The 18882-nt window shown below is 66.1% G+C and carries 16 protein-coding genes and 2 pseudogenes; 7 read left to right on the top strand and 11 right to left on the bottom strand.

Annotated elements, in window-relative coordinates:
* Positions 1 to 118: 118 nt before the first annotated feature.
* The 4 genes and pseudogenes from L1892_RS23100 to L1892_RS23085 all read right to left on the bottom strand — a co-directional run bounded on the left by L1892_RS23100 (position 119) and on the right by L1892_RS23085 (position 2907).
* Complete coding sequence (locus L1892_RS23100; protein ID WP_235726119.1) at positions 119 to 1045, bottom strand: tyrosine-type recombinase/integrase; 927 nt, start codon at positions 1043 to 1045, stop codon at positions 119 to 121.
* A gap of 100 nt (positions 1046 to 1145) precedes the next feature.
* Positions 1146 to 1873, bottom strand: a pseudogene (locus L1892_RS23095) (IS3 family transposase); the annotation flags it as partial.
* A complete protein-coding gene (locus tag L1892_RS23090) occupies positions 1870 to 2160 on the bottom strand; it encodes a transposase (protein WP_235726118.1) in 291 nt (96 codons plus the stop codon). The gene L1892_RS23090 and the pseudogene L1892_RS23095, both read right to left, overlap by 4 nt.
* 264 nt (positions 2161 to 2424) lie before the next feature.
* Positions 2425 to 2907, bottom strand: a complete 483-nt coding sequence (locus L1892_RS23085; protein ID WP_235726117.1) for an MFS transporter — start codon at positions 2905 to 2907, stop codon at positions 2425 to 2427.
* Between the two features lie 316 nt (positions 2908 to 3223).
* Here L1892_RS23085 and L1892_RS23080 point away from each other — a divergent pair, with 316 nt between their 5' ends.
* The 3 genes from L1892_RS23080 to L1892_RS23070 all read left to right on the top strand — a co-directional run bounded on the left by L1892_RS23080 (position 3224) and on the right by L1892_RS23070 (position 6646).
* Complete coding sequence (locus L1892_RS23080) at positions 3224 to 4732, top strand: protein adenylyltransferase SelO (RefSeq protein WP_235726116.1); 1509 nt, start codon at positions 3224 to 3226, stop codon at positions 4730 to 4732.
* A 335-nt stretch (positions 4733 to 5067) separates the two neighbouring features.
* Positions 5068 to 5949, top strand: coding sequence for an exodeoxyribonuclease III (locus tag L1892_RS23075; protein ID WP_235726115.1), 882 nt, complete (start codon positions 5068 to 5070; stop codon positions 5947 to 5949).
* A 100-nt stretch (positions 5950 to 6049) separates the two neighbouring features.
* Entirely contained in the window at positions 6050 to 6646 is a 597-nt protein-coding gene (locus L1892_RS23070; RefSeq protein WP_235726114.1) for a hypothetical protein, read from the top strand.
* Positions 6647 to 6657: 11 nt separating this feature from the next.
* On the opposite strand, the gene L1892_RS23065 is transcribed toward L1892_RS23070, so the two are convergent.
* The 3 genes from L1892_RS23065 to L1892_RS23055 form a co-directional block, all read right to left on the bottom strand.
* On the bottom strand, positions 6658 to 7395 hold the full coding sequence (locus L1892_RS23065) for a DUF6319 family protein (RefSeq protein WP_235726124.1): 738 nt from the start codon (positions 7393 to 7395) through the stop codon (positions 6658 to 6660).
* 14 nt (positions 7396 to 7409) lie between these two features.
* On the bottom strand, positions 7410 to 7868 hold the full coding sequence (locus L1892_RS23060; RefSeq protein ID WP_235726113.1) for a hypothetical protein: 459 nt from the start codon (positions 7866 to 7868) through the stop codon (positions 7410 to 7412).
* Between the two features lie 121 nt (positions 7869 to 7989).
* Positions 7990 to 8484, bottom strand: coding sequence for a hypothetical protein (locus tag L1892_RS23055; RefSeq protein WP_235726112.1), 495 nt, complete (start codon positions 8482 to 8484; stop codon positions 7990 to 7992).
* 214 nt (positions 8485 to 8698) lie between these two features.
* Between L1892_RS23055 and L1892_RS23050 the strand changes: the two are divergent.
* Positions 8699 to 9601: pseudogene (locus L1892_RS23050) on the top strand (alpha/beta hydrolase); the annotation flags it as partial.
* A gap of 315 nt (positions 9602 to 9916) precedes the next feature.
* Positions 9917 to 10357, top strand: coding sequence for a UPF0158 family protein (locus L1892_RS23045; protein ID WP_235726123.1), 441 nt, complete (start codon positions 9917 to 9919; stop codon positions 10355 to 10357).
* Positions 10358 to 10393: 36 nt separating this feature from the next.
* Here L1892_RS23045 and L1892_RS23040 read toward each other — a convergent pair whose 3' ends face one another.
* Entirely contained in the window at positions 10394 to 12589 is a 2196-nt protein-coding gene (locus L1892_RS23040; RefSeq protein ID WP_235726111.1) for an MMPL family transporter, read from the bottom strand.
* Between the two features lie 415 nt (positions 12590 to 13004).
* Here L1892_RS23040 and rsgA point away from each other — a divergent pair, with 415 nt between their 5' ends.
* Entirely contained in the window at positions 13005 to 14072 is a 1068-nt protein-coding gene (gene rsgA, locus L1892_RS23035; RefSeq protein ID WP_235726110.1) for a ribosome small subunit-dependent GTPase A, read from the top strand.
* A 20-nt stretch (positions 14073 to 14092) separates the two neighbouring features.
* Here rsgA and L1892_RS23030 read toward each other — a convergent pair whose 3' ends face one another.
* Both L1892_RS23030 and L1892_RS23025 read right to left on the bottom strand, forming a co-directional pair.
* Entirely contained in the window at positions 14093 to 15247 is a 1155-nt protein-coding gene (locus L1892_RS23030) for an NAD(P)/FAD-dependent oxidoreductase (protein ID WP_235726109.1), read from the bottom strand.
* Between the two features lie 87 nt (positions 15248 to 15334).
* A complete protein-coding gene (locus tag L1892_RS23025) occupies positions 15335 to 16270 on the bottom strand; it encodes an NADP-dependent oxidoreductase (protein ID WP_235726122.1) in 936 nt (311 codons plus the stop codon).
* A 358-nt stretch (positions 16271 to 16628) separates the two neighbouring features.
* On the opposite strand from L1892_RS23025, the gene L1892_RS23020 reads away from it, so the two are divergent.
* On the top strand, positions 16629 to 18329 hold the full coding sequence (locus L1892_RS23020) for a hypothetical protein (RefSeq protein ID WP_235726108.1): 1701 nt from the start codon (positions 16629 to 16631) through the stop codon (positions 18327 to 18329).
* 145 nt (positions 18330 to 18474) lie between these two features.
* On the opposite strand, the gene L1892_RS23015 is transcribed toward L1892_RS23020, so the two are convergent.
* Positions 18475 to 18837, bottom strand: coding sequence for an Rv2640c family ArsR-like transcriptional regulator (locus L1892_RS23015; protein WP_235726107.1), 363 nt, complete (start codon positions 18835 to 18837; stop codon positions 18475 to 18477).
* Between the last annotated feature and the right edge of the window lie 45 nt (positions 18838 to 18882).

Below are 18882 nucleotides of genomic sequence, written 5' to 3'. Positions count from 1 at the left end.
GCTTACCTGTCTCCTCGACGATCCGGACCGCCCCATCACGAAACTCCCGGTCGTACTTCTTCCGCTTCTCTGGCATCGTGCTCCTCATTATCGATGCCTCTACGGTTCGGGGGGAACCTCAGAAGGTGTGACGCAGCGCGTGGGGGTGGCCGGCGGTCACGCCGGATTTGAGGCGGTGGTAGCGGAAGATCGTGCGTAGTCCGGCCGCGGTCAGCGGCTGACCCCGGTGCGGTCCCTTCGCCACTAGAAACAAACGGCTACTGGATGATTCGGGCCGCTCGGTGAGGACGTAGGTGTGAATCAGGCCAGCCACCTCAACATCGAGGGGCACCCGGCGTTCCTTGCCGCCCTTGCCCAGAACCCGAACCCAGCGGGCGCCGATATCGACATCGGTCACATCCAGGGTCAGCAACTCGCACGAGCGTAACCCCGACAACAACATCAAACCGGCCAACGACCGGTCCCGCCAGGTGCGCAGGCTCGCCACCAGATCTGCGGTCTCGCGACGATCCAGCGCCCGAGGGAGCCGACGCGGTTCGCGTAGCCGCAACGCTGACCGCTTCTTCGGCTTGACCAGATGACCGAGCAGGGCGTTGCGTTCCTCGGCGGTGACGCGGCGTGCTTCACGCCCACTCGGGACCGGATTGACCAGGTCAGGATCGGTGATGCTGCGATAGGTGAACAACCCCGTCAACGCCGCGAGTCGGTGGTTGATGGTGGTCGGCGAGTACCGATCGAGCCGTTGCCCAGTCATCGACAACACATTGGCCGGGCGGCCCGGAATCGACGCCTGCCGACAGAACCGCATGAAGTCGAGAAGCGATGTCGTAGTTACTGATTCCAACGCAAGATCAGACTCGTCGAGCCACCTGCAAAACGCCAACAGATCGTAGCCGTAGGCCCGTAACGTGCGCGCCGAGTAGTTTCGATCGGCCAGATAGCCGAGATAATCGTTGACCACCACGTACTCTCCGGCATGGTCACCGGCCAACTGCCAGGCAACCTCAGTGCCAGGTTCCAGATACAGCGGTTGCCGATCCGTCATGAGACAGGTGTAACCCTACCGTCAGCACCGGTCAAGTATCTTCTGTTGGCGGCGTGTTCATTTCACCGTAGCCCTGGGCCCCGGATTAGCCGGTTAACAGGCACGATCCGACACGCCCCATCGACTGCCGGATACCCATCCGGCGGCACAGCTTGGTGAACTTCTTCGCGGTGTACGTAGACCCTCGATCGGTGTGGAAAATCAGCTTCTGCGCATCGTCGTCACGCCATATCGCCTGCTTACCGCCCCGCGTGGCGACCGCCATCTCGATGGCCGCACACGCCAACGCCGCATCCGGGTGGCGACTGGTGGCCGCACCCAGCAACCGACGGCTGTAGAGGTCGATGACCGTGGCCAGATACAACTTGCCCGCCGCGGTCGGGATCTCGGTGATGTCGCCGACCCACCGTTCATCGGGACACTGAGCAGTGAAATCGCGACACAACAAATCGGGGAACTTCGCCGCGCTCTTGTCCTGGCGGGTCAGCCCGCTGCGCCGACGGATCCGCCGCGCCACCAGGCCCTGGCGGCTCATCGAATCAGCGACAGTCTTCTCGGTCACCGTCCACCCGTCAGCACGCATATCCGCATGCAGGCGCGGCGACCCGTGCAGCCCGCGGGCCTTGTCGAAGGCCACCGCGACGGCCCGGTCGATGGTGTCCCGGCGGTAGTCACGGGTGGTGTGCAAACCCGTTGCCGCACCCGGCGAATGGGCCCGGTTGCGCCATTTGTAGAACCACGCCTCACTGACCCGAGTAGCCGGCAGCTCACCGCGTGTGGCACCCGGTACTTGGTCCTCTGGTCGGCGATAAAGCGCGCCACGCTCACTTCGTCGCCTCCTTCACCCACAGGACCACTGATCGCTTGAGGACATCACGCTCCATCCGCAGCTCGGCGACCTCGTCACGCAACCGTTTGAGCTCAGCAGCGTCATCAGGGGTCAGCTCGCCGCTGCCCTCCCGCTCGGCGCGCGCCCGGTTGACCCAGTTGCCCAACGTGCCCTCGTTGACCCCCAAGTCTCGGGCGACCTGGGCGATCGACTTACCCGTCTCCTCGACGATCCGGACAGCCCCATCACGAAACTCCCGGTCGTACTTCTTCCGCTTCTCTGGCATCGTGCTCCTCATTATCGATGCCTCTACGGTTCGGGGGGAACCTCATCAGTCCGGATGCGGCCCCGGCATCTGAGGGGTTGATGCCACTGGTGACCGCGGTCGCCAGCGGGGTGCTCATCAAGCCGCCACCGATGCCGATGATGATTGCCGGCCCGGCGATGGTCGTGAGGTAGGTGTCAAGCGACACCGATGCCTGCCACACGAACCCTGCGCCCGCGACGAGTGCGCCAGCAAGAATGAGATGGCGGGCCGGAAGGCGTGTCATCAGGCGCGGAACAACGTGGACGCCGACGACCATGGTGACGAAAGTGAGTGGGAGGAAGCCCAAGCCGGCCTGCACGGGGCTGTAGCCGGGGTCCGCACAGGCCCCTCGGGATAAGTGCGGGTGAGAATCGTGAACGTCGCCGGTGACGCGATCGCCGCGCCCACCCCTTGCACGACCCGAGCGGCAATCAGCATCTCCCCCGACACCGCCAGCCCGCCGATCACACTCGCCGCGATGAACACCCCGAGCCCGAAGACGAAAACCCGTCGCAGCCCATACACATCGGCCAACCGACCGCCGACCAACAATCCCCCGGCGAACGCAAGTGCGTAGCCGCTCGCAACCCACTGCAACGCGGCATCGGTCATCCTCAGGTCGTCGCCCACCGCCGGCAGTGCGATGTTGACCACGGACACATCGAGCACCACCATCAGCTGCGCTGCCGACGCCATCCACAACGCAGCCCATCTCGCGTCAATCATGGGCCACCACCTTTCGTGATACGTGTGTATCACAAAAAGTGCATCGGCGCGCATGCCGGGATCGCTATGCCACGGGGATCGTTCAGGGGGTGTCGCGCCGGTCGAAATCGTAAAACCGATGGCAACGAAGACAATCGCGGCCACAGCAGCCCCCACCAACTATGCGAGGCGCCGATCACTGCGACAGCGATGGCCACCACAGTCCAGACAGCGGGAAGCGTGGCAATGGCTTGTACGGGTGCCTTCTCGACGCTGCGGACGACGACCTCCGCTGCGGACATCCACTGGCCAGCCCACCTGTGGTTATCCTGGAGCAGTGTCTGCAGGTCCCGACTCCCCCACCCGCACGAGCCCCGCGATCACCGGCTTCGAGCGCACTTTCGCCGACGAACTGTCGCCGCTGACCGTGGCGTGGAAGGGCGCCGACGTGCCCGACCCCCGGCTGCTGGTGCTGAACGACGAACTGGCCGAGGCCTTGGGGCTGGACGCGGCAGCGTTGCGCGCAGATGACGGCGTCGCGCTCCTGTCGGGTGCGGCGGCACCGGCGGGCGCCGATCCGGTCGCCACGGCCTACTCGGGTCACCAATTCGGCAACTACGCCCCGCTGCTCGGGGACGGTCGCGCATTGCTTATCGGTGAACTTATCGACCTGGACGGCCATCGAGTCGACCTGCAGCTCAAGGGTTCTGGTCCGACGCCGTTCTCCCGTGGCGGTGATGGTTACGCGGTGGTCGGTCCGATGCTTCGCGAGTACCTGGTGAGCGAGGCGATGCACGCGCTGGGTATACCCACCACCCGGTCGCTCGCAGTCGTAGCGACCGGCCGAGATGTGCGCCGCGACCGCCTCGAGCCCGGCGCTGTGCTCACCCGTGTGGCCGCCAGCCACCTCCGCGTGGGGACCTTCGAGCTCGCGGCCCGCAACACCGAGCTGGTCCAGCCATTGGCCGACTACGCAATCAATCGCCACTACCCGGACCTGCTAGGGCTCGCGCCCGAGGGAAGTGGCAACCGCTACCTCACATTCTTCGAGGCGGTGCTCGAGCGGCAGGCGGCCCTGGTGGCCGACTGGATGCTGGTCGGGTTTGTCCATGGCGTCATGAACACCGACAACACCACCATCTCCGGTGAAACCATCGACTACGGTCCGTGCGCCTTCCTCGACGCGTTCGACCCGGCGGCGGTCTTCAGCTCCATCGACCACGGCGGACGCTACGCCTTCGCCAATCAGCCCGACGTCGTGAAGTGGAACCTGGCGCGTTTCGCCGAAACGTTACTTCCGTTGGCCGGTCCGACGGCCGACGAGGCGATCGCCGTGATGACCGCGGCGTTGTCCACCTTCGACGCCCGGTATCAGCAGCATTTCCTCGCCGGGATGGCGAACAAGATCGGGCTGACCGACGCGTTCGGCGAGCCAGAACTCGTCGACGACCTGGTGACCCTGATGGCCGCCCACCGTGCCGACTGGACGGGAGCCTTCCGTGCACTCGCGTCCGAGCTTCGAGGCGACCCGACAGCGCTGGTCGACGCCATCCCCCGCGAGGACGTAGACCCCTGGCTGCACCGCTGGCATGCAACTCTGGATCGGCTCGGGCGCGATCGAGCGCAGACGGCTGCCGCGATGGACCGCATCAATCCGCTCTACATCCCGCGCAACCACCAAGTGGACTTCGCGTTACGTGCCGCCACCGACGGCGACCTGACGCCGTTCGAGCGCTTGATGGACGCTGTCACGCATCCGTTCGAGCCGCGCACCGAGTGGGAGCACTTCGCTGGGCCAGCCCCGGCGTCCTTCAGTGACAGTTTCCAGACGTTCTGCGGGACGTGATCGTGCTAGCTACTGCCGGCGCTACCGGTGGAAAGCAGCGCGAGCAGTAAATCATACGCACCGACGTGCAGGTCTCTGATTGCTTCGAAGATTCCGATGAGCATGGATATGCCTTTCTGAATGATGATCGATGTGCGCGTGCGGGCGCCGGAAGCTTGCGAGTCCCAACAGATTGCACAGGAACATCTTTGAGAACCGAATGCGCGCAACTCGGGTCAGATGTCTTCGAGCAATCCGGAACTGAAACCCCGACAACCCACAATTACCATAGTGAAGTGGGCATAGCTGCAAACTGAATTACTTGCCCGAGAATGAAGGATTGGCAAGATGGCTTGATGTCCTTCACGGTCGTTTCGTTCAACGTCAACGGGATACGGGCGGCGCGTCGTCGTGGCTTTGATCGCTGGCTCGCCGAGCGGTCCCCCGACATTGTCGCGATTCAGGAATTACGTTGTCGGATGTCTGACCTCGGTGACTTCCCCGGCTATTCGGTGGCCGCCGATGTCGGGTCCTCGGCCGGTCGCAACGGGGTCGCCGTGCTCACACGATTGTCGCCCGCGGCCGTGCGGACGTGGGTGACCCACCCACCGCGCGCGCGTGGACTTTGCGAGTTCGCCACCCACGGCCGCTACATCGAGGTCGACCTGGCCGACCGGCCCGTCACGATCGCCTGTCTCTACCTACCGAAGGGCGGATTGCCTGGAGACCGTCAGCGGCCGGGGGCGATGCGCGACGCGCCCGACGGCGGCGCCAAGTATGCGCGCAAGCAGCGCTTCCTCACGGCGTTCGCGCGCGAGCTCGACCGCAGCCGTCTCGCGGCGCTGCGGGCGGGGCGCGAATTCCTGCTTGCCGGCGACCTCAACATCGCCCACACACAACACGATGTGACGAACTGGCGTGCCGCTCGCACCATGGACGGCTTCCTACCCGAAGACCGGGCTTGGTTCGATTCGATCCTGGGTACGCGTCGGCTCGTCGACGTGGTGAGACAGGTGTACGGCGAACGACCCGGGCCACTGACTTGGTGGAGCTGGGCCGGTCAGTCCTTCACCAAGGATGTGGGTTGGCGTGTGGACCACCAGCTCGCGACGCCCGGCCTTGCACGCCGGGCGATATATGTCGTGGTGGACAAAGGGCTGTCGCCGGCCGACCGCCTGTCTGATCACGCTCCGCTGGTGGTGACCTACCGGGACCCGGATCAGCTTCGGTCCGGATAACCGGCCGCCGCGGTACGGTGCAGCGAAACCCCCGACGCGAAGCGAAAAGCCATGTGTCGTACTATGTTCACCCGTGTCTTCCCTCGCTACCAGTGCTTCCATGACCGACGTCACCACCGAGAAATGCGTGTGGTGCTCGTCCGACGAGGACGTCGCGGACTTCCGCGATGAACCGCGGTGCGGGCGCTGTCGCACCGCAGAGCAGACGATCGCCGCGGCTCGTGAGTTCGTCGGCTTCTACGGTCTGCGTCCGTTGGGTGGCTCGGTGGAGTCCGACGATGAGGAGGAGCGCGCGCACCGGGTCGCGGCCGGCGCGGCGTCGGCAGAGCTGACCCGAACCCGTACCCACACGCCGGCCCGGGGAGCGTCACGGTCCAAGCAGCGAACCGCGGTCACCCGATCCGCCTCCCCCGCTGCGACGACCGCCGCGAAGGCGCCGGCTGACAAGCCCCGGGTCGCCGCGTCCGGAGGCACCCGACCCACGAATGTCTCCCGCCCCGACAGCGCCGAACTCGTCAACCGAGCCGAGGGCCTGCTGGCGCAGCTCACGGACATCGAGAACCGTCTCGCGGTCGCGCAGCAAGAATCCGGTCTTGGCGGCAAGGCGAAGGTGTCCGATCTGACGGCGAAACGCGAGTCCGTGTTGCGTACGCTCGCCGCGTTGGAAAAGGCGAAGCGGGCAATGGAGTCAGCCTGACACTGGTTGTCTCAACTGCTGTTGCCGAGGCGATCGTCGAGCTGAGCCAAGGCGGCGCGCGCCGTCTCGAGTTCGTCGTTGAGCTCGTCAATGCGTTTCTGTGCGGCAGCGCGTGCGGACTCGATCACGTCGTCCACCGCTGAGATGGCGGTGGTGTCGCCGAGTTCCCGCATGGCGTTCGCCACCCGGTCGGCGGTCACCTCGGTGGCCTTGCCCAGCTTCTTGGTGCCATGCATCACCGACACCTTCCAGGTGGTCGCATCGACCGCTGTCACGGTGACACTGACGGCTGCTGTGCCCGGCTTGGCGCGGCGGGTCGTCTTGGCTGTCACGCTCGGCGGTGCCGACTCGCGGGGAGACCTCGCCGACCCCGACTCCGATGGAGGCTTGGCCGTGTGTTGTGCGCTTCGTGGTGACTTCGCCGGTGCCGCCGGCGGAGCTGCGCGCCCCGACGACGATGCGCGCGGTCGCGGGGCGGTGGCAGATGCTGCCGCCGCCCGAGTCCGATGGAGTTCCTCGGCTTCGAACGGCAACTGATCGTCCACACCTTTCGGGCTCGCGATCACGGTGGTGCCGTCGATCGACAAGACGCGCGCCGATACCCCGGCCTCGAGTCCGAGGGCAGGCATCGGATCGCGAAGGTAGACGGTGACCCGTTTGCCTGCGGCGAGACTCGAGGACAGGGATTCGAGATCATCGGCGGTCAGTCCGGCTTTGCTGCGCGAAGTCACCTGACCATGTTCGCACATGTGTGCGAACATGGTCACGTCGAGTGGTTGTCCGACACGTTGTCGATCCGCGTCGTCAGTCGATCGAGCCCGTCACGGATGAGCCGCCCGTAGCCGTCGTCAGGTAGAAAATCGGCCATGGCGACACCAGCGGTCGCATGTTGGCGCGCCACAGCGGTCTCGCCCTGCCTCAGATAGCCATCTACCAGGTTCAGATGAAGGCTCGGTGCCATGCCGCGGGCATCGTCGATACCCACGTGCGCGAGCTCCGAGCCCTGAATCCTGGAGTGCGCGTCCAACGCTCGTTCATCCCACATCACCTCGTCGGCCAGTTCCGACTGAAGGTCGGCGAGGTAGTGCGCGATGACGCATCGCTGCCCGGCATCGGATTCACCCGTGGCAATCCAGCAGGCCATCAACTCCTCACGACCCCGGTCCGGCTCGCCACCCAGCGCGAGGCCGACGGCAGCCGTGATCGCGTCCCAAGTGGTCATGGTGCTGACGGTACGACACGGCACCGACACTGGTGTCCGGCGCAGGACAACAGATAGGGCGCGAACCGAGCAGCGTCGGCGACGGCAGCGGACGGCGACCGGACGGCTGCTGCGCAACTGCTCAGGGCATCTCCACCGTCTGAGCGCGGCGTATCTCCTCGATGGCACGCACCAGATACTGCTGATGATCGATTGCGGCATCGGCCGCGAGGTGGGCGATCACCAGGATCGCCGCGCCGTTGAGCTCGGCCGGCGGGATGGTCGCGGGCGGACCGTCATCGTCAGAACGTTCGGCTACGCCCAGACTGCCGGTGAGCACCACCACCACTGCCGACGGATCGACTGGTGCATGCCAGGCGCCCGAGTCGCCGACCGTGCGGGACAGCACATCGGCGACATCGTCACCGGTCACACCGTCCTGGTATCGGGTCTCGATGAGTTCGCGGACCATGTGGGCGTGGACCTCGCGGGCCTCGGGGTGGATGGCGAGTTGTTCGAGGGCTTCTGCGAAGCCGGCGAGGTCGTGTGCGCGCACCGCGCGAATGCCGTGGTCGGTGGATTCGCTGATTGCTCGAGCCTTCAGCGGCCATGGGGCCTGCGACTGATTGTTGGCCACAGCAAGTCTCCTGTCTGAGCGTCCGACGGGTCGAGATCCGCACGCTCACGGTACGGGAGATCGAGGTGGCCTCCGGGCGGTGTGCACAACTGTTGGTCGCCCAGGTCGGTGAGCGCCATCCGGCTGAAAAAACGCGGTGCTGCTCCCGACTCATCACCACACGTTGAATGCTCGCCCGCTGTCCGGGTAGAAGGGATTCGGAGGAGGTGCTCGCATGCAACTGCGGATGAGCGACATCACAGTTCCGGTGCCCGAGGGCGATCTCGCCGAGTCACTCGCCTACTACCGGGACACGCCGACCGGTCGCGGGCCACGCGACGGCGACGAACTCGCGGCGGCCCGTCGCAAACAGGTGCGTGCCGTTCCCGACGCACACGCCATAGTGGAGACAGTGGAGGTCGACGCCCAGTCGGTGCCCGTGCGGATCATTCCACCCACCGACGGCCGGGTGCGCGGCGTGCACCTGAATATCCACGGCGGCGGCTTCTATCTGGGCTCCGCCGTCCAGGACGACATCCGCAACCGCCGGCTCGCCGACGATCTCGGGATCGTTGTCGTGGGTGTTGAGTATCGCCTCGCGCCGGAGGACCCGTGGCCGGCCGCACCCGACGACTGCGAGACCGCGATGCGGTGGTTGATCGGTTGCGCCCACGACCGCTTCGGCACAGACCGCATCACGATCGGTGGATTCTCGGCGGGCGCGACGCTTGCGGTGACCACGCTGCTCCGGCTGCGCGATCATTCACTGGCACACCACGTCGCGGGCGCCGCCCTGCACTTCGGCACCTGGGACCTCAGCGCCACCACGCCGGCCGGCCGGTTGATCTCGGACGAGTACTTTCTCGAAGCCTATGTGGGCGGCGTATCGGACCGGACGATCCCCGACGTCTCGCCCGCCTTCGCCGACCTGTCGGGATTACCCCCGGTGCTGCTTGTTGTCGGCGAGCGCGACGTCCTGCTCGACGACAACATCGCCATGGCCGCTCGGCTCGCGCTCGCCGACAACGATGTCGACATCCGCATCTACCCTGGTGTGCCGCATGGGTTCACCGGGCATCCAACCCCGATCGCGACTGCGGCAGTCGGCGACGTGACGGAGTGGCTGCGGCAGCGACTCGAATCTGGCAGGCCCACAACGCCTTCGCCGGACACCGGTGACCAGTCTGGGCGGGCGTGGGACGATGCGTCGTTGAAGGAACTCCGGCGAGCTGTCGCCGCGTCCGGCCCGGAACTCGTCGACCTGTTGAAGCAACGCCCCGTGCATGCGGTCCTGCAATACGTCGGCGACGCGGTGACCTCGGCCGTCGAGAACAAGGTGGCCGGGGCCGACGACGTGGCCGCCAAGTGTGCCAACGCGCTGCGTGCCCGGGGCTGGGACGGCGACGACGAGCTCGCCGCGCAGCTCGAGGGCGTCCTCGGCGGGCCCACCCCCATGCTCCGACCGATCGCTGTGACTCTCGAAGACATCGCCGATCTCCTCGAGGGCGATCTGCGCAATGGCGACGGGTACATCGACCTCCAGACCGGTATGCCGTGGGAGCAGAGCATGCTCGACGACGTGGGCAGCGACATGTTCGATGAGGACGAGTTGGAGGATTCCGACCGCTGGTTCTTTGTCGAGAACACCGGATCTCGGTCGGGTTACCGCGACATGGAGGACTTCCTCGATTCGGTGGTCGACGAGGCGCTCGTCGAGAAGCTCAGCATCGCGCTGGCCGGCAAAGGCGCGTTTCGTCGATTCAAAGACGTGCTGTTCGACTCGGGCTACGAATTCATCCGATATCGCATGTTCTCCGCCGAACGTAAACGTGGTCGTGCGCGACAGTGGTTGAGCAATAAGGGGTACCGTTCCGAGGAGCGCTCGGCCACATGACCAACACACCGCCGGCGACCGGCATGGACGCGCTGTCTATCCGACGTCGGCGCGTGTCGACACGGCCGGGGATTCATCGGGCTCGACGGCGCTTCGATGCACCCCGTCGAGGGACGGCACGCGCGACAGCCACGACGGCCAGTACCAGTTGTAACGACCCAGGATCTCCATCGTCGCGGGCACCAACAACATTCGCACCACCGTCGCATCGATGAACACTGCGGTGGCCAGCCCGAGCCCCATCGCCTTGAGGCCGCGGTCGTCGAAGAACACGAAGCTCGCGAACACACACACCATGATCGCGGCCGCGGCGGTGATCACTCGCGCCGTCTTCGCGAGGCCCTCGGTGACCGAGGTCGTCGGATCGCCGGTGGCCAGATAGCGTTCGCGGATTCGTGAAACCAGGAACACCTCGTAGTCCATCGCGAGACCGAAGGCGACGGCGAACAGCACGATCGGCACCCAGGCCTCGGTGGGACCGATCTTGCCGATCCCGATGAGTTCCATCCCCCAACCCCACTGGAACACCGCGACGATCACACCGAACGCGGCACCCAGCGAGAGCAGGTTCATCACGATCGCCTTGGTGGGGACGACCAGGGATCGAAAAGCCAACGCCAACAGCAGAAACGAGCAGATCAGCACTATCGCGACCATCAGCGGTAGCCGGTCGAGGGTGAGTTCGGCGAAGTCGCTGCCGCCGACGGCGGCGCCGGTGAGTTCCACTGTCAATCCGGATTCCGGGACGAGATCGGCACGAATGCGATGCACCAGGTCCAGCGTCTCCGCATCCTGCGGGCCGGTCGTCGGCGTGACCGACAGCATCGCCACCGGAGTGCCGTCCACGCGACCCAGCGGGATCGGTGGACTCACCGTCGCGACCCCGTCGGTGCCCTCGAGCCGGGTGGCGAGTGCATCGAGCTCGGCGACTCCCCCGGCGCCGTCAGGCAGTTCGGTGACCAGGTACAGCGGCCCGTTCGCGCCGGCACCGAAACCGCGGGCGAGATCGTCGTAGGCGATTCGGGTGGTGTCCTGCGCCGGCCGGTTGCCGGCATCGCCGAAGCCGAGTCGCAGGTCGAATGCCGGGATGGTCAGCACGATGAGGATCGCCAGGGCCACCAGCACCCCGCCCCATGGATGCCGCTGCACGGTCCGGCTCCAGCGTTGGGCCAACGCGCCGTCGGCTCCGGGGCGGGTCCGCAATCCCGGAATCGCGAGCTTGTTGACGCGTGTGCCGATGATCGCGAGCAGCGCCGGCAACAGCGTGAGGGCGGCCAGCATCACCGCGAGCACACCGGCGCACCCGGCGAGGGTCATCGTTGGTCCGATCACTCCACCCTGGGTCAGCAGACCGGCTATGGCGATGGTGACCGTCGCCCCGGCGAAGGCGACCGATCGCCCGGCGGTGTTCATGGCGGCGAGCACCGCGTCGGGGACCGCGCAGCCATCGGCCAGGGCAGCGCGAAACCGCGTCAGGATGAGCAATGCGTAGTCGATGCCCACCCCGATTCCGAGCATTGCGGTAAGCGACACCGCAAAGCTCGGGGTATCCACCACGTTCTGCAATAGCAGGAGTACCGACGCGCCGACCCCGACACCGAACAGCGCCGTCACCAGGGGTAGTCCCGCGGCAATGACCGTCCCGAATGCGATGAGCAGGATGATCATCGCCAGACCGATGCCGATCGCCTCGCCCATGCCTGCCGGTGCCTCGTCGGCGAACCAGTCACCCGCGAAGTTCACACGGCTGTCCGGGGCATCGAACTGTGATGATGCATCCTTGATCTCGGCGACGAGATCCGCGCGCTCGCCATCAGGATGCGCTGGCACAGTCAGCGTGGTGTAGCCGACGGTGGAATCCGATGAGATCGCGGTGTCGCCGGTGACGTCGGAAGTGTAGAGGTCTGCCATCTGCGTGTCGGGATCGACGGCGGTGATGCGTTGGCGGAGCGCGTCCACCTCGGCCCGGACCGCCGGGTTTCGCACGCCCCCGGGCACGGTCGGGGCGGTCGCGACAACGACGCGCGCCTCGTCGGCCGCCGATCCCCCGGCCGCGGCGTTGAGAGTGGCGAGCGCTCGGCCGGATTCGGTTCGTTCGTCGTCGGCGAAGTTCGTGATCGAGTCACCGCCGAAGATCCCTGCCAACACAACACAACTGACGAGCGCGACCGCCCACCCGGCCACCACCGACCAACGATTGCGAACCGTCCATCCCGCCACCGAAGTGAACATGCATTGATGGTGACGTAGCGACTCCGCTCAGAGAATCAGGGAAACCACCCAAACTTTCCCTCGATATTCGTGGCTCACCCCTGACCCTTGTAGAACTGCCGCGCGGGAACACCCGCGAAAACCCGTGGAGAATCCGATTGGGCGGCGTTAGAGTGGGCATCGCGGCAGGCGATGGGTCCGCCGCCATGATCCAGGAGTGTGCGTTGATGACCGCCGGTAGGGCTGCCGAGTGCAGCGACTCATTCGTCCTCATTTCCCGGGCTCAATCCTGACTCGCACCACGAATCCTGCTCGTTCCGTCTGAGTTCGCCAGGCGTGGGTACCGACTCGGGAGGCCCCTCCGGCAAAGGTATCTCCCGTGTTTCCTGAACCCGAAACCCATCAACCCTCAACCCATTTCACTTCCGTTCCCGAGATGACCGTCGCCGACTTCGGTTGGGACACGAACCTCGAGAAGTCGTTCGCCGGCCACCGCGCCCACGGTTTGGTGCCGGCCCGGGTCGTGCGCGCCGAGCGTGGGCACTGCGACGTCGTCGCCGAGACCGGCCCGGTGCGGGCGGCAGCATCTCCCCCATCCACCGCAGCGGAATCGCTGACACCCTGCACCGGAGATTGGGTGGCACTCCGACCGTCCACCAGGATCGACGCCGCGACAATCGTCGAGATCGTGCCGCGTCGGACAGCCGTGGTCCGAGCGTCCGCGGCGGGTACCTCACGGGGCCAGGTTTTGGCCGCCAATGTCGACACCGTTGTGGTGGTCGTCTCTCTCGCCGATCCGATCAAGCCAGGACGTATCGAACGGATACTGGCGCTGGCCTGGGAAAGCGGCGGCACTCCGGTGGTGGTGCTCACCAAGGCGGACCGATGCGCCGACGTCCCGCAGGCGTTGGACGAGGTGTCGGGCGTCGCGCCCGGGGTGCAGGTGCTGGTCACCAGCGCGACGACCGGTGAGGGTATGGACACCGTGGTCGGCGCGCTGTCGGGCACGGTCGTTCTGCTCGGACCGTCCGGAGTGGGCAAGTCCACTCTGGGCAACTGTCTGCTTGGCGAGAACCGGTTGGCGACCGGGGCGGTGCGCAGCAGTGACGGCAAGGGCCGCCACACCACCGCCTGGCGGGAATTGTTGCCACTGCCCACGGGCGGAGTCCTCCTGGACACCCCTGGACTGCGGGGTGTTGGCGTTCTTGGGGTCGACGAGGGGCTCGACCAGACCTTCTCCGAGATCGTCGAACTGGCCGGCGACTGCCGATTCACCGACTGCGCACACACCGTCGAGCCAGGGTGCGCCGTCCTGACAGCCGTGGATTCCGGCGAAATCCCCCAGCGCCGCCTCGACAGCTACCGTCGACTTCTCCGCGAGAACGCCTACGTCGCCTCCCGTTCCGACGCCCGCCTTCGCGCCGAGCGGGAACGACACAACAAGAAGGAGATCGCGCGCATGCGACGAGCCATCAAGCAACGGTCGGGCAACCGTCACCGCTGAGCACGTCGGCGACCACCCGGTCACTGCATGGGGACCGGCGCCGGCTTCCGGTCGCGAATCAGCCTCTCCCCAAGGTCGTAGTCGTCGTCGGCGTTGTGTGTCAGCACGCCGACGACGGCTTCGTCGGCCTCGTACCAGACGGTGCAACCCGAGCCGTGGTCGACGAGTCGACTGCGGTCGTATCCGTCACCCCACGCGTGATACTTGAGGGTCTCGTCGCCGATGGTCGTCCAGAACCCCGGGACCTGCGACCAGGCCGCGTCAGCCCCTGCGGCACGCCGACCGGCGACCGCACCTTGATCGGTCGCATCCTGCCAGTGCTCGATGGCGATCGGGCGTCGCGCGGTGGTGTTGACGCCCAGTGCCACGTCGCCGGCCGCGAAGACGCCGTGCCAGAAGGTCTGCATCCCGGCGTCGACAACGATGCGGGAGTGCTTGACCTCGAGCCCGCCGGTCTCGGCGATAGCACTGTTGGGTGCGACGCCGGTGGCCGCGACGATGAGATCGGCGTGCACGGACACACCATCGTCGAGCACGACGCTGTCGCCGGTGATCTCCTGCACCCTGGTGTCTCCGACGAACCGAGTGCCGGATTTCTCCACCAGCGCCGCCAATCTCTGACCGGTTTCGGCGCCGAGGCGTTTCTGCTGCGGGAACTCGTCTGGTGCAACCAATGTCACCGAAAGACCCTGCATCGCCAGCGATGCCGCTGCTTCGCACCCGATGAATCCGGCGCCGATGACCACCGCGGAATCTGCCCGACGCGCCGCATCTCGCAGTTGTATCGCGTCTCGCTGTGACCGCAGTATGTGCGCGAGATCTCCACCGGGCACCGGCGGCGGCGTCGGACTGGCACCGCACGCGAGGATCAGTTCGGTATAGGGGTACCGCGCGCCCGCCGCGACAACGACGCGCTGCTCGACCTCGATCGCGTCGACGCGCGTGCCCGTCAACAATTCCACGCCATGATCGGCACACCACTCGGCACCGTCCCTGCTGACGTCCTCGGTTTCGCCGCGCAAGAACTCCTTGCTGAGCGGTGGACGGAAGTAGGGCCGATCCACATCGGCAGTGAGCATCCGTACCGGCACATCGTCGCAATACTCGCGAAACGCCGCAGCGGCGGCGACGCCGGCAGGTCCGCTGCCGATCACGATCAACCCTCGGTCATTCACCTGATGCGGGTACCCAATCGGCCGGATGCCGACACGTTGTGACCAGACTCGACGAAAGCGTCGCGTATCCACAGTCGTACTGTGTCGTCACATCCGTACGACGATCTTTCCCCGGACATGGCCGGACTCGCTGCGCCGGTGGGCGGCCGCGGCCTCGGCGAGGTCGAAGACCTCCGCGATCTCGGGCACGAGTTCGCCCGCGTCGCCGAGGCGCGCGAGCTCGGTGAGGTCAGCGACGTCGGGGCGCACCCAGATGTAGTGACCGCCGAACTCGTCGCGCGCCCGGGCATCGGTGATCGAGGCGACCGTTCCGCCGTCACGAAGTACGTCGGGCACCGGGTCGAGCGCGTCGCCGCCGACATAGTCCAGGACCACGTCGACACCCTCGGGTGCCAACTCACGTACACGTTCGACGATGCCCTCACCGTAGGTGATGGCCTCTGCGCCCAGGCTGCGCAGATACTGGTGGTTGTCCTCCGATGCTGTGCCGATGATCCGCGCGCCGATCGATCGGGCGATCTGAACCGCGAACGACCCGACTCCACCCGCGGCAGCATGGATGAGGACCGTGTGGTCGTGCTGCACACCGGCGCGGTGGGTCGTCTGATATGCCGTAAGGCCGGCGAGAGGTACCGCAGCCGCCTGCTCGAACGACCAGGTGGCCGGCTTGTGTGCGAGGGTTCGGACCGGCGCTGCGACCAACTCGGCGAACGTGCCGCCGGCGACGGTCCCGCCCACCACATCTTTGCGGACGTAGCCGAACACCTCATCGCCAACGCGGAATTCGGGTGTGTCCAGGCCGACCTGTTCGACGACTCCGGCCACGTCCCAGCCCGGGATGACTGGGAATACGCTGTCCATGATCGGGTCGAGGTGTCCTTCTCGCACCTTCCAGTCGACGGGGTTCACGCTCGAGGCATGGACTCGCACCAGCACTGAGTCCGGCCCGACTTTGGGCTCGGGCAATTCGGTGAGCTCCAAGACATCAGGCCCGCCGAAGCGGGAGTACGTGATCGCGCGCATGTTGGTGTCGATCCTCGCTTTCCAGTACAACAACAGCCAGAGGTAACGCCGAATGTGGATACCCACTGGACAAGAGTGCGACACATTGCACGAGAACGAGCGTCGAGCCGTGACGCGCACTCGAACCGCTCCCGGCGAATCGGATTGTCCGGCCGAGGACTTGGTGGGTTGTAGTCGCGGATCTGCCGCTGTGGCACCGAACGTGTCGTACCCCGTCGATACTCTGGATTTGTTCGATGACGCCGCGCCGGTGCCGCATCCTCCGATGCTGGTGGACCGTTGTTGTCGGATCCCATCGTTAGCCTGACTGTAGTTCCTGATTCGTTGGCCGCCGCCGTCTCAAAAGAAGGGTCGTCTGGTGTTCTCCTTCACCGATCACGACGCCGATGACACCGTGTTGTCGGCGCCGCTCGATGGTGTCGCCGAACAGATGGCCTACGCCGAGGGTGTGCGCGACACGCTGCGCTTGAGCCGCCAATCCGAGGCCCGCACCGTGCTCGGTGCCGGCATGATCGGCGACCGCGCCTACAACGACCGCATGAACGGACAAGGCCCACACGCCAACTCCAGCTCCCACACCACAGCCCACAAATACGCCATCGGCGAGATCTCCCTGCAACTGGGCATCACCCGCGGCAAAGCCGGCGAATGGGCCTCACTGGCGCACATGCTGGCCGACCTGCCCAAAATCCGGTTGGCCTACCTCGCCGGAGACTTCAGCACCCACCGCGTCACCGAACTGGCCACCAGCTCGCAGACCGCCCCCAAAGGCAACCTGCGACCACGCCTCAACGACATCCTCGACGAAGCGCTCGGCCCCCGACCCACCCCCACGACAACAGATGACGAACCCGCCACAGACGGGCAGACCGGCGCCCACGACGACGCGAGCACCGACGACACGGATACGGGTGACGACCCGGGCTCCACGGACGACACAGTTGACGAGAAGACACCCGAGGATCCGGCCGACGCGCCCGTCGATTTCGAAGACATCGCCCTGGAACTGGCCTACCGGCCCACTCCCGACACCGTGCTGCGCGACGAACTCGACAGCGCGTTGATCAGTCTGGACCCCGACGCCCACGCCCAGGCCCGCGAGGACGTGGCTCAAGCCTTCCAGAACGTCACTTTCGCCAAAGAAGCCTTCGGCCACATGCAAATGTCGGCCTGCCTGAGCGCCGAACACGCCATCCACCTCCAACACCGCATCGCCGACCTCATCGCCGAACGGGTCTGCCGCCGCGACCCGCGCCGCGTCGGACACCGACGCGCCATCGCCCTCGCCGAAATCCACAGCGTCCCCGACGTGCGCCTGGAATGCGCATGCGGTTACGACACCTGCACCGCCCGCACCCGCAAGCAGGCCGCCAACGCGACCCCGTCGGCCGCGGTCGACGACAACAAGGTCACACCCGAGACCACGGCCACACACGGCCCGACCATGCCAGCGACGACCACGCCCGAAACAACCACGCCCGAAACGACACCGCCCGAAACGACACCGCCCGAAACGACATCGGCGGAAGCGACATCGGCGGAAGCGACATCGGCCGAAGCGCCCAGAGAACAGCCCGGCATCGATGAAGCCGGTGTCGGTGAGGACAGCGCCCGCGGGTGCGAGATACGAGTGGGCGACGCCGAAAGTTGCACGGGCGATACTGTTCTCACCGACGAGACCGCGCTCGAACCGTCGTCCCGGGATGGGTCGGCAGCCGACTGTTCGCGCGCCGGCAACTCAGACGACGTCACATCCCCTACAGCCGAGCCATCCCCTTGTGACGATCCCCGCGGCCGCCGCGCCGAGTGTCGTCGTCCCGAACCCGTCGAAGCACTGGGTAGGGACGGCACTCCAGTCCACGATCCGCTCGGCGCCCGCCCGAGTGGCACCCACCCAGAAACTGCCACGCCAATCCTGACCTGTCCCGAGACCCTGGCGGTCGGCGACGCTCTGCGTGCACGGCTGCGACGAGCACACGCAGGCCTCTGCAGACCGTCGGCGACACCGCGCGCCGGAGTGATGTACCTCTATCGCGACCGACGCTGCCGACACCCCTAGAAGCTGCCCCCTCGGGGCGAGGGGTATCAGCGAACACGAGATTTCAACCGACTTCCCGCAGGCCGGCAACTGGATTATGCGTCCCCGCAGTTCCGCACGGATCAAGGCGCGCGTTCCCCGCCACCGGAGGAGATTGCGGTCCGGATCAGCGGCAGTTCGGCGACGTCCCGAGCACCGTGCACAGCGCGTTGAGCGATTCGGGCTGCGCCCGGTAGTAGACGTTCATCCCGCGTCGCTCTGGGGTCACCATGCCTGCCTTACGGAGTTGGCCGAGGTGATGGCTGGTGGTGGCCTCGGTCAGCCCGAGGCCGGTCGCGAGGTCACATGTGCAGATCCCATCCGCGTTGTCGGCGAGAAGAATCGACAGCAACTTGATGCGTGCCGGATCTGCGAGCGCTTTGAGTCGCAGTGCGATCTCGAGGGCAGTCGCGTCGTCGACGGGGGCCGCGGAGACGGGTGTGCAACATATTGGCGCGCTGACATCGATGACGGGCAGAGACTTCGGCATCCACTCACCCTACGCGGTGTATTGACATATGTCGAAAAGGTGGCA

This window comes from Gordonia tangerina (assembly GCF_021556435.1).
In the GTDB taxonomy this organism is placed as follows: domain Bacteria; phylum Actinomycetota; class Actinomycetes; order Mycobacteriales; family Mycobacteriaceae; genus Gordonia; species Gordonia tangerina.
This window is presented reverse-complemented; position numbering and strand designations above follow the sequence as displayed.

Bases quoted from the DNA above. Each gene is read 5' to 3' on its own strand.
- L1892_RS23100 (WP_235726119.1), bottom strand. From the start codon at position 1,045: ATGACGGATCGGCAACCGCTGTATCTGGAACCTGGCACTGAGGTTGCC.
- L1892_RS23090 (WP_235726118.1), bottom strand. From the start codon at position 2,160: ATGCCAGAGAAGCGGAAGAAGTACGACCGGGAGTTTCGTGATGGGGCT.
- L1892_RS23085 (WP_235726117.1), bottom strand. From the start codon at position 2,907: ATGATTGACGCGAGATGGGCTGCGTTGTGGATGGCGTCGGCAGCGCAG.
- L1892_RS23075 (WP_235726115.1), top strand. From the start codon at position 5,068: ATGTCCTTCACGGTCGTTTCGTTCAACGTCAACGGGATACGGGCGGCG.
- L1892_RS23070 (WP_235726114.1), top strand. From the start codon at position 6,050: ATGACCGACGTCACCACCGAGAAATGCGTGTGGTGCTCGTCCGACGAG.
- L1892_RS23065 (WP_235726124.1), bottom strand. From the start codon at position 7,395: ATGTGCGAACATGGTCAGGTGACTTCGCGCAGCAAAGCCGGACTGACC.
- L1892_RS23060 (WP_235726113.1), bottom strand. From the start codon at position 7,868: ATGACCACTTGGGACGCGATCACGGCTGCCGTCGGCCTCGCGCTGGGT.
- L1892_RS23045 (WP_235726123.1), top strand. From the start codon at position 9,917: ATGCTCCGACCGATCGCTGTGACTCTCGAAGACATCGCCGATCTCCTC.
- L1892_RS23040 (WP_235726111.1), bottom strand. From the start codon at position 12,589: ATGTTCACTTCGGTGGCGGGATGGACGGTTCGCAATCGTTGGTCGGTG.
- rsgA (WP_235726110.1), top strand. From the start codon at position 13,005: ATGACCGTCGCCGACTTCGGTTGGGACACGAACCTCGAGAAGTCGTTC.
- L1892_RS23025 (WP_235726122.1), bottom strand. From the start codon at position 16,270: ATGCGCGCGATCACGTACTCCCGCTTCGGCGGGCCTGATGTCTTGGAG.
- L1892_RS23015 (WP_235726107.1), bottom strand. From the start codon at position 18,837: ATGCCGAAGTCTCTGCCCGTCATCGATGTCAGCGCGCCAATATGTTGC.